At 70.6% G+C, this 10,183-nt stretch carries 10 protein-coding genes; 3 read left to right on the top strand and 7 right to left on the bottom strand.

Going from position 1 to position 10,183, the window contains the following annotated elements; translation table 11 throughout:
• Nucleotides 1-24: 24 nt before the first annotated feature.
• The 6 genes from ACH34Q_RS14290 to ACH34Q_RS14265 form a co-directional block, all read right to left on the bottom strand.
• A complete protein-coding gene (locus tag ACH34Q_RS14290) occupies nt 25-1,074 on the bottom strand; it encodes a LysR family transcriptional regulator (RefSeq protein ID WP_395983359.1) in 1,050 nt (349 codons plus the stop codon).
• Between the two features lie 119 nt (nt 1,075-1,193).
• A complete protein-coding gene (locus tag ACH34Q_RS14285; protein ID WP_395983357.1) occupies nt 1,194-2,030 on the bottom strand; it encodes a Crp/Fnr family transcriptional regulator in 837 nt (278 codons plus the stop codon).
• 252 nt (nt 2,031-2,282) lie between these two features.
• Nucleotides 2,283-3,053, bottom strand: coding sequence for a succinate dehydrogenase/fumarate reductase iron-sulfur subunit (locus tag ACH34Q_RS14280; protein ID WP_395983356.1), 771 nt, complete (start codon nt 3,051-3,053; stop codon nt 2,283-2,285).
• On the bottom strand, nt 3,053-5,098 hold the full coding sequence (locus ACH34Q_RS14275) for a fumarate reductase/succinate dehydrogenase flavoprotein subunit (protein ID WP_395983355.1): 2,046 nt from the start codon (nt 5,096-5,098) through the stop codon (nt 3,053-3,055). Before ACH34Q_RS14275 ends, ACH34Q_RS14280 begins: the two co-directional genes overlap by 1 nt.
• A gap of 15 nt (nt 5,099-5,113) precedes the next feature.
• On the bottom strand, nt 5,114-5,917 hold the full coding sequence (locus tag ACH34Q_RS14270; protein WP_395983354.1) for a hypothetical protein: 804 nt from the start codon (nt 5,915-5,917) through the stop codon (nt 5,114-5,116).
• Nucleotides 5,918-6,215: 298 nt separating this feature from the next.
• Nucleotides 6,216-6,743, bottom strand: a complete 528-nt coding sequence (locus tag ACH34Q_RS14265) for a helix-turn-helix domain-containing protein (RefSeq protein WP_395983353.1) — start codon at nt 6,741-6,743, stop codon at nt 6,216-6,218.
• A 118-nt stretch (nt 6,744-6,861) separates the two neighbouring features.
• Here ACH34Q_RS14265 and ACH34Q_RS14260 point away from each other — a divergent pair, with 118 nt between their 5' ends.
• The 3 genes from ACH34Q_RS14260 to ACH34Q_RS14250 are packed head-to-tail and all read left to right on the top strand — an operon-like array spanning nt 6,862 to nt 9,126.
• Complete coding sequence (locus tag ACH34Q_RS14260; protein ID WP_395983352.1) at nt 6,862-7,428, top strand: hypothetical protein; 567 nt, start codon at nt 6,862-6,864, stop codon at nt 7,426-7,428.
• A gap of 2 nt (nt 7,429-7,430) precedes the next feature.
• Nucleotides 7,431-7,988 carry an OmpA family protein gene (locus ACH34Q_RS14255; protein WP_395983374.1) on the top strand — a complete coding sequence of 186 codons (558 nt, stop codon included), beginning with the start codon at nt 7,431-7,433 and terminating at the stop codon, nt 7,986-7,988.
• 4 nt (nt 7,989-7,992) lie between these two features.
• Nucleotides 7,993-9,126 (top strand): OmpA family protein, encoded by a 1,134-nt coding sequence (locus tag ACH34Q_RS14250; RefSeq protein WP_395983351.1) that lies wholly within the window; start codon nt 7,993-7,995, stop codon nt 9,124-9,126.
• Between the two features lie 128 nt (nt 9,127-9,254).
• Here the strand turns inward: ACH34Q_RS14250 and ACH34Q_RS14245 are convergent, their stop codons facing one another.
• Complete coding sequence (locus ACH34Q_RS14245) at nt 9,255-10,121, bottom strand: serine/threonine-protein kinase (RefSeq protein ID WP_395983350.1); 867 nt, start codon at nt 10,119-10,121, stop codon at nt 9,255-9,257.
• Nucleotides 10,122-10,183 lie beyond the last annotated feature (62 nt).

The following is a 10,183-nucleotide window of genomic DNA, read 5'->3' as shown; positions in this document are numbered from 1 at the left end:
CCGCCGGCCCCCCCCCCCCACGAGTCAACGTGCGGGGGGATCGCCCATGATGGTCTTCAGGGCTTCTACTCCCGCGGGGAGGCTGCCGCCCAGGGCCGCCTCGACGAGGTAGGTCTCCAGGGTCTCCTGGAAGGCGCGGGCGGCGTGGGTGAGGTCGACGTCCTTGCGGTGGGCCAGCGCGATCGTCCGCTGCAGGCCGGGGCCCGGCTGGCCGCGCCGTACCGGCTTCGGAGGGCCGCCCGGCCGGGTCGGACGGGCCGTGCGGACGCCGGTCGCGGGATCGTGCTCCTCGGCCAGGACCAGCGGCGTTCCGCGCAGGCCGGGCCGTCCCGCGAGCACCATGCTCGGCACGACCGCGATCCCCAGGCCCGCCTCGACGAACCGCAGCACCGCGTCCATCTCGCCGCCCTCGACCGCGAACCTCGGCTCGAACCCGGCCGCGCGGCACGCCCCGATCGTCGCCTCGCGCAGGTCGTACCCGGACCGGAACATCACCAGCGGGCGGTTGCGCAGGTCCTCGATCCGCAGGTACGGGCGGCGCGAGATCTGCGCGTGCTCGACGGGCGAGGCGACGACGAGGTTCTCGCGCAGGATCGAGGTCGTCTCCAGCGGCGGGTCGCCCGCCAGCGGCAGGATCACCAGCGCCAGGTCCAGCAGGCCCCGGGTCAGATCGCGGACGAGATCCCGCGAGCCGCCCTCCTCCACGATCAGCCGGATGCCGGGATAGGTGTCGTGGAAGCGGCGCAGCACATCGGCCAGCAGGCCCGCGCACAGCGACGGCGTGGCCCCGAGCCGGACCCGGCCGCGGCGCAGCCCGGCCAGCTCCTGGACCTCGAGCCGGGCCGTGTCGACGTCGGCCAGTATGCGCTTGGCCAGCGGCAGCAGGGCCTCGCCGGCCGGGGTCAGCGTGATGTTGCCGCGCGCCCGGCTGAACAGCGACGCGCCCAGCTCCGCCTCCAGCGCGCGGATCTGCTTGGACAGCGAAGGCTGCGCCACACGCAGGATCTCGGCCGCCTGGGTGAAGTGCCGGACCTCCGCGACCGCGACGAAGTAGGCGAGCTGCTGCAACTGCATCCTGCACAGGGTACGACCCTCCAGGTCAGCGACCTGTGCCCGCCCCGTACCGGAAGGGGCGCGTGGGGCGGAAGGGGCTCGATGTACGGAACGCGGCGGAACGCGGTGGAACGGATCGGTCAGCGGGCGTGCCGGCGGAGGGCCTGGAGATCATGGACGATGACGCGGCGGCGGCCGGTCTCGATCCAGCCGTGCCGGCGCAGCGTCCCCAGAGCCTTGCTGACGGCCTCGCGGGACGCGCCGACCCAGCTCGCCAGCTCCTCCTGCGACAGGTGCAGGTTGATCTGCACGCTCGCACCGGTGGCCTCGCCGTCGATGCCCGCGCTCCGAGCGCGGCCGGGGAGGCCGGGCGCTCCCGGTGGTCTCGGGGGTCCTGGGGGTGCCTGAGCTCCTGGAACGCCGGGACGGGGCGACCGGCCCGGGCGGGCGAGCGGCTTGGCCCGGCCGGTCGGCTCGTACGGCTCGTACGGCTCGCCGAACCGTTCGGCCAGCTCGACCAGCCGCTGCGCGACCCGTCCGGTCGCGTCGAACATGCCGAACTCGGCCCGCTTGCGGTCGGCGTCCCGCCAGCGCTGGCAGAGCATCTTCATGATGATCACCGAGACCCGGCCATGCCGGCTGAGGAAGGCCATGAACGCCTCCTCGGTGAGCGTCAGCACCCGGGCCGGCTCCAGCGTGGCGACCGTGGCCGAACGCGGCCGCCCGTCGATCGCCGCCACCTCGCCGAGCAGCGCGCCGGGGCCGCGCACGTCCAGCAGCGCCTCACCGCCGTGCTCGCGGTTGGAGTACGCCTTGACCCGGCCGCTCAACAGGATCGCGACCGATGTGGTCAGCTCACCCTCGCGGAACAGCACGTCACCCTGCCCCAGCTCCCGGAAGCGGCCGTGCCGCTCCAGATCGGCGCGCTCCGGGGAAGTGAGCTCGGCGAAGAACGAGCCAGGCTCGAGGGCGGTCATGCCACCACGCTAAACGAGAGGCGCAGTCCAGGGGACTGGCAGCGAAATCACGAAACCATCACGCGTTGTGTGAACTTCTCCCTATTCGCCCCGGTTCAACTGGGTGAGAGTAAGTCCCGGCGTGTGCGGCCGCGGGTTCGCCCGTGGTCGCCCCCTGGGGTTACGGCGTTCATGGGGAACGGCGGTACGGCGGGCGGCGGCGACGGGGGCACGCCGCCCGCCGTTGCCTCGTCACCGCCCGCCGCCGCCTTGTCACGTCGAGGGAGTGTCCTGTCCCTTCTTGACGATGCCGAGCTTGCTGCCGAGCCAGACCACCGGGTCGTACCTGCGGCCCACGACCCGTTCCTTCATCGGGATCAGGGCATTGTCGGTGATCTTGATGTGCTCGGGGCACACCTCGGTGCAGCACTTGGTGATGTTGCACAGGCCGAGCCCGTGGTCGTCCTGCGCGATGTTGCGCCGGTCGGCCACGTCCGCCGGGTGCATCTCCAGCTCCGCGATCCGCATCAGGAAGCGCGGGCCGGCGAAGTCGGGCTTGTTCTCCTCGTGGTCACGGATGACGTGGCACACGTTGTTACACAGGAAGCACTCGATGCACTTGCGGAACTCCTGCGAGCGCTCGACGTCCACCTGCTGCATCCGGAACTCGCCCGGCTTGGTGTCCCCCGGGTCGAACGAGGGGATCTCCCGCGCCTTCTCGTAGTTGAACGACACGTCCGTGACCAGGTCGCGGATCACCGGGAACGTGCGGATCGGGGTGACCGTGATGGTCTCCTCCGGCGTGAACGTCGACATCCGCGTCATGCACAGCAGCCGCGGCATGCCGTTGATCTCGGCGGAGCACGACCCGCACTTGCCGGCCTTGCAGTTCCAGCGGACGGCCAGGTCGGGGACCTGGGTGGCCTGCAGCCGGTGGATGATGTCGAGGACGACCTCGCCCTCGTTCACCTCCACCGTGTAGTCGACCAGCTCGCCCTCGCCGTCGTCGCCGCGCCAGACCTTGAACTTGGCGTCGTAGCTCATCAGTCGGTCTCCTCGGTCTCGTCGGCGGCGTCCTTGGCGTCCCCGGCCTTGGCGGCCTTGCCCGTCTTGGCGGCCTTGCCGGTCTTGGCGTCGGCGGCGGTCGCGCCGGCCGGCTCGGCGGCGCCGGCCGCTTCGGCCGCGCCCGGGAGCTCGTCGCCGGTGAGGTACTTCTTCAGCTCGTCGGTCTCGAACAGCTCGAGCAGGTCGGTGCGCATCGGATCCACCGGCTGGCGCTTCAGCTCCACCCGCGGGGCGTCCGGGTCGCCGGCCAGCCGGCAGATCAGGTTGATCTTCCGCCACTCCGCCGACATCTGCGGATGGTCGTCGCGGGTGTGCCCGCCGCGGCTCTCCTGCCGTTCCAGCGCCGCCCGCGCGATCGCCTCCGAGACGATCAGCATGTTGCGCAGGTCCAGGGCCAGGTGCCAGCCGGGGTGGTAGCCGCGGCCGTCGTGCACCGCGACCGGCGCGACGCTGACGTTGTCCACCCGCTCGCGCAGCTTCTCCAGCGCCGCCAGCGCCTGCTTGAGCTCCTCTTCCTTGCGGATGATGCCGACCAGGTCGTTCATCGTCTGCTGGAGCTCGGCGTGCACCGCGTACGGGTTCTCGCCGTCCTCGCGCTCGAACGGGGCCAGCGCCTCGGTGACGGCCGACTCGATCTCCGCCTCCGGCAGCGCGGGCCGCGCCTCCAGCGCGTCGATGTAGTCGGACGCGCCCATCCCGGCGCGCCGGCCGAACACCAGCAGGTCGGTCAGCGAGTTGCCGCCCAGCCGGTTGGACCCGTGCATGCCGCCCGAGCACTCACCGGCCGCGAACAGCCCCGGCACCAGCGCCGCACCCGTGTCGGGGTCGACCTCGACGCCGCCCATCACGTAGTGGCAGGTGGGGCCGACCTCCATCGCCTCCTTGGTGATGTCGACGTCGGCCAGCTCCTTGAACTGGTGGTGCATCGCCGGCAGCCGCCGCTTGATCTCCTCGGCGCCGCCCGGCATCCGGTCGACGACCGTCAGGTAGACCCCGCCGGCCGGCGAGCCGCGGCCCGCCTTCACCTCGGAGTTGATCGCCCGCGCCACCTCGTCGCGCGGCAGCAGCTCGGGCGGGCGCCGGTTGTTCTCCGGGTCGTCGTACCAGCGGTCGCCCTCCTCCTCGGTGGTCGCGTACTGCGTCTTGAACACCTCGGGGACGTACTCGAACATGAACCGCTTGCCGTCGGAGTTCTTCAGGACCCCGCGGTCGCCGCGTACCGACTCGGTGACCAGGATGCCCTTCACCGACGGCGGCCAGACCATCCCGGTCGGGTGGAACTGCACGAACTCCATGTTGAGCAGCGTGCCGCCGGCCAGCATCGCCAGCGCGTGCCCGTCCCCGGTGTACTCCCAGGAGTTGGACGTGACCTTGAAGGCCTTGCCGATGCCGCCGGTCGCCAGCACCACGGCGGGCGCCTCGAACACGACGAACTTGCCGGTCTCCCGCACGTACGCGAACGCCCCGGCGATCTTGCCCGACTCGTCCAGCAGCAGCCGGGTCACGGTGGTCTCGGACCACACCTTGATCCGGGACTCGTAGTCGCCGGTCTCGGCGTGGTCCTCCTGCTGCAGCGCGACGATCTTCTGCTGAGTGGTACGGATCAGCTCCAGGCCGGTGCGGTCACCGACATGCGCCAGCCGCGGGTACTCGTGCCCGCCGAAGTTGCGCTGGCTGATCTTGCCGTCCTTGGTCCGGTCGAACAGCGCGCCCCAGTGCTCCAGCTCCCAGACGCGGTCGGGGGCCTCCTTGGCGTGCAGCTCGGCCATCCGCCAGCTGTTGAGGAACTTGCCCCCGCGCATGGTGTCGCGGAAGTGCACCTTCCAATTGTCCTTGGAGTTGACGTTGCCCATCGCCGCGGCGGCGCCGCCCTCGGCCATCACCGTGTGCGCCTTGCCGAACAGCGACTTGGAGATGATCGCCGTCCGCTTGCCCTGGAGCCGCGCCTCGATCGCGGCGCGCAGTCCGGCCCCGCCCGCGCCGATCACCACGACGTCGTACGAGTGCCTCTCGATCTCAGTCATGATCTACAGGCCCCCTCAGTTGAAGAAACGCAGGTCGGAGATCGTCTCGCTGGCCACGAGCATCACGTAGAAGTCGGCCACCACCAGGGAGACGAGCGTGATCAGCGCGTACTGCCCGTGCCGCGCGTTGAGCTTGGAGATCTGGCCCCACATCCAGTACCTGACCGGGTGCTTGGAGAAGTTCTTCAGCCGCCCGCCCACGACGTGCCGGCAGGAGTGGCACGACAGCGTGTAGAGCCACAGCAGGATCACGTTGGCGGTCAGGATCAGGCTGCCCAGCCCGATGCCGAACCCGCCGTCCTTGCCGTGGAACGCCAGGATCGCGTCATAGGTGTTGACGATCGAGATGAGCGCCGCGGCCAGCCAGAAGTAGCGGTGCAGGTTCTGCCCGATCAGCGGGAAGCGCCGCTCGCCGCTGTACTTCTTGTGCGGCTCGGCCACCGCGCACGCGGGCGGCGACAGCCAGAACGAGCGGTAGTAGGCCTTGCGGTAGTAGTAGCAGGTCAACCGGAACAGCAGGAGGAACGGCAGCGAGATCGCCGCGAACGGGATCCATCCCCTGGTCCCGGCCGGCAGGAACGTACCGAACTCCGCCGCCGGACCGCACAGCTCGTTGAAGCACGGCGAGTAGAACGGGGTCAGGTAGTGGTACTCCTCGACGAAGAAGGCCGATCCCCAGAACGCGCGCACCGTCGCGTACACCACCCACGCCGTGAAGAACACGAATGTGAGGATGGGATAGAGCCGCCAGTCGTCCTTGCGGAGCGTACGTTCCTTGATCTGGGCGCGCGCCTTGGCCGGCGCCTCCACAGTGCTCATCGATCGCTCTCCTGAGCTCGGGTCATTGGGGTCCCCGTACCACGGTTGAACGCACATATGCCGCCGTCGCGCCGCGGCCGCACGCGGTCGCACGCGGGCGCGTGACGCCGCGTGTGCGTCTCCAGCGAGGCGACCCTACGCCCTTTGAGCAGGGCTGTGACATACATAACAGGCAGGCCCCCATGTGAGCCTGACCACAGGCTATGTCGCCCCGGAGCGGCTACCGCACCGTCCGTACCCCATAACCAGTCGCTATGGCTGGAAGGAATCGACACAAGTAGCGGAATGCATGATCGCGTCAGCTGCCGAGGGTGCGGGACAGGTGGGCCTCGGCCTCGCTCGTGCGGCCGTTGCCGTACACGCGCAGAACCTCGGCGAGCTCGGGGTAGCCGACGTCGATCAGGGTGGCCGCCTGCTCGATCTCGTTCGCGGACGCGACCGTCCGCAGCAGCGACTGCAGCGCGCGCACCGGGGACTGGGCCGGAACGCGCTCGGTCGTCACCCGTATCCCCGAGGTCGTGGTCGCGGTCTCGCCCCGGATCCGGTGCAGGCGCTCCTTGAGATCGGCGGGCGAGAGCTCGTCGAAGCCGGGCTCGGCGGCCAGTTCCTCGGCCGCCGCCAGCCGGTGCAGCACCGCAGGATTGCTGATCTTGGCGCGCTGGCCGGACATGAGCTGGGAGAGCATCGGCGGCGACAGCCCCAGCACGCCCGCCAGGCCCGACTGGGAGAGCCCCAGCCGGTCCAGCAGCCTGCGGAAACGGTCACCGAGCGGCTCGCCGTACCACTCGGTCTGCAGCGCCCGGTTGCGGACGACGGTTTCGCTCACGTCGGAGACCCCTTGACGATTCGCATCTGCAAATACTATCTTCTCGGGTGCACAGGCACTTCACCATCGTGCCATGTCTTCGATGATTTGCATATGTGACCGACAGGAACGGACCGAGATGAAGATCCTGCATCGCACGGCGGTGATCGTGGCGCTGACCGGGCTGCTGGCCGGCTGCTCGGGGCTCCCGGGCGGTGGAGACGGGGCCGAGAGCGACGGGAGCGGATCCGGGAGCGGATCCGCCGTCAAGGCCGGCGAGCCCGGCGTCGACTCCGCCGGCAAGCCCGTGGTCGGCGGCACCTTCGACACCTCGGTCGCCGAGGGCGCGAAGATCGAGATCGCCGTGATGGGGCTGAAGGCCAGGGGCAGGCTCGCCACGCTCACCATGCGGCTGACGCCGCGGCTGCCCGCCGCCGCCCCCGACCAGACGCCCAACCCGTACGAGCTCAACGGCCGCCACGGCCTCGGCACCTCGCTGATCGACCCGGTCAACCTCAAGCGCTACGTGGTCGTCAAGGACTCCTCCGGCAAGGAGCTGGAGAGCGACGACATCTTCGTCCACACCCGCAACAACCAGCCGAGCAACTACACCTACACCTTCGCCGCACCGCCGGAGAACGTGAAGGCGGTCGACGTGCAGTACGGCTCGTGGCCGATGTTCCGCAACATCCCGGTCGAGCGGTGACCATGCGACGCCCCGCCGTCATCGCGGCCGTCCTCGCCCTCGCCCTGGCCGTGCCGGCCATCGCGGCGGCCGAGCCCGTCGTCCACGACGACGCGCTCGCCGAGTCCATCCAGACGATCGACCCCGGCCGCCACGTCCACGACATCGACCTGTCCACGTACGTGCTGCCCCTGGAGTCGGAGGAGACCGCCGACGGCCAGGTGACCGTGCGCCTGTCCGCCGACGTACTGTTCGACTTCAACAAGGCCACCCTCACCGACGCCGCCCGCCGCCGCATCGAGCGGCTCGCCTCGCGGCTGCGGCAGGCGACGGGCACGATCCAGGTCTCCGGCCACTCCGACGGCATCGGCGACCCCGCCTACAACCAGACCCTTTCCACCCAGCGCGCCGAGGCGGTCAAAGCAGAGCTGAGCCGCGTCCTGAACGGCACGACGGCCCGGATCGAGGCCAGGGGCCACGGCGAGACCAAACCCGTCGCCCCCAACGAGAGCGGCGGCAAGGACGACCCCGCCGGCCGCGCCAAGAACCGCCGCGTCGACATCACCTTCCAGAAGAGCTGACACGATGAAGACCCTGATCACCATCGCGAGCGTCATCACACTCGCCACCGCCTGCACGGGCGGCTCCCCCGAAACCCCCGGCCGGTCCACCGCCGCCCGGCCGGCCACCTCGGCCCCGGCCCCGGCCACCACCGGCCCCGAGCCCACCAGCTGCCCCAACGGCGGGCAGCTCATCAAGGCCGTCGAGGTCCCCGCCGTCCACGCCGATCCGGTGCACGTCCCCGAGGCGACCATCGGCGGCCAGAAGGTGCCGGCCGTCACCATCCCGGGCGTCGACATCACCGCCCGGCACATCCCCGCCCAATGCGTCAGCATCAAGCCCGCGCCCGGCGGCTGCCTGAGCGCCATCGACATCCCGGGCAACCAGATCCCCGCCGTGACCATCCCGGCGGTGACGGTCCCCGGCGTCAACGCGGGTGGCGCCAAGGCCGAGCCGGTCACAGCCGACGCGGCCACCGCCGACGGCGCCGTGGTCGACGGCGTCCATGTCGACGAGGTCTGCCAGCTCAAGCCGTCCAAGGAGGGCGAGTACGTCTCCTCGGCGTACCGGCGCTCCGCCTACCGCGCCTCGGTCTACCGCCGCTCGGCCCATCGTCGCTCCGTCTACCGGCCGCGCACCTGCAACGCCGCCAACGAATGCGTTCCGGCCGTCACCGTTCCCTCCGTCACCGCCCCGTCGGTGAGCATCCCCTCCGTGAGCGTCCGCTCCGCATCCATCAAGTCCTACACGGCGGGCCGGAGCCAGGTCTTCAAGGGCGACGACTCGATCGCCTACAACATCGAGGCCGACGTCCTCTTCGACTTCGGCCGCGCCGACATCAAGCCCGCGGCCGCCGCCGGCCTGAAGAAGATCGCCGACTCCATCAAGAAGGAGACGCCCGCCGGCGCCACCATCCAGGTCGACGGCCACACCGACGCCAAGGGCGACCCCGCCACCAACCAGCGCCTGTCCGAGCAGCGCGCCAAGGCCATCCTCGTGTGGCTGTCCCGCAACGGTGGTATCTCCCCTTCCCGCCTCAAGGCCACCGGCTACGGCGAGACCAAACCCGTCGCCGCCAACACCACCGCCACCGGCGCAGACGACCCCGGCGGCCGAGCCAAGAACCGCCGCGTCGTCATCTCCGCCAAGCAGAACTGACCCGTCAGCGCCCGGCCCGATGGCCTCGATGCCTGCACATCGGTGCCTGCACATGCGTGCTTGAACGGGCTCCCCGTCCGGACTCGGGCAGCCACGGAACACTCCGGCCCCACGGCCGGAGTGTTCCGTTAGTGGCGGGAGGTGTCGAGGGCCGGGGGCGGGCCGAGGTGGTCGAAGATCTGCAGCAACTCGCCGTCCCGGGTACGGGCCGGCAGATCCAGTGCGAGCCCGCAGCCGGCCAGCATCCGCCGGGCGGCCTCGGCCGAGGCCGGACGCTCCTCGGGGTCCGGGGCGCACAACCGTCCGACGACGTCCCACAGGGATCCAGGGACACCGGAAGGAGGCGAGCCGAGCCGCTGCCGTGACTCGGGGTCCCCCGCGCCCGTCAGAATCCGCCAGCAGACCATCCCGGCGGCGTACAGGTCCTGGGCCGGGCCGGGGCGGTTCCAGTCGAGGACCTCCGGTGCCAGGTAGCCCGGCGTTCCCACGGTGAATCCGGTCGTCGTGAAGCGCAGGCCGTCCTCGCCCAGCGCGATCCCGAAGTCGGCCACCCGGATGTGCGGGGCCCCGACCGGGCTGGGTTCCAGCAGCAGGTTCGCCGGCTTCAGGTCCCGATGGACGATGCCCGCGGCATGGATGTGGCTGAGCGCGGCCAGTAGCTGGTCCAGTAGTTCGGCGGCGTACGCGGGCGGCAGGCCACCGTAGTCACCGAGCAGCGTCTCCAGCGTCCCGCCCCCGACCAGGTTCATCGCCAGCAGCACGTCCTCGTCCGCCGGATACCAGGCGTAGGGCGTCACCACATGCGGGTGGGCCAGCCGGAGTGCGCGTTCGCGCACCACACGCAGCCGTACGGTAGGCCCGCTCTGACGGACGAGCTTCGCGGCACAGTAGTCGTCCCGGTGGCTGTCGTAGGCACGCCACACACGCCCGGCTCCACCCGCGCCGATCCGGTCGAGCATGGTGAACCGCCCGCCGATCACCCACCCCGTACTCACGGGACCGATCGTACGGAAACCGGCGGCTTCCAGGCATCGGTAGCCGCCATCAGGACGTACGG

Source organism: Actinomadura sp. 9N407, assembly GCF_044326315.1.
Taxonomy (GTDB): domain Bacteria; phylum Actinomycetota; class Actinomycetes; order Streptosporangiales; family Streptosporangiaceae; genus Spirillospora.
Note: the sequence above shows the minus strand (reverse complement) of the source record. Positions and strands in the feature narration are given on the sequence as shown.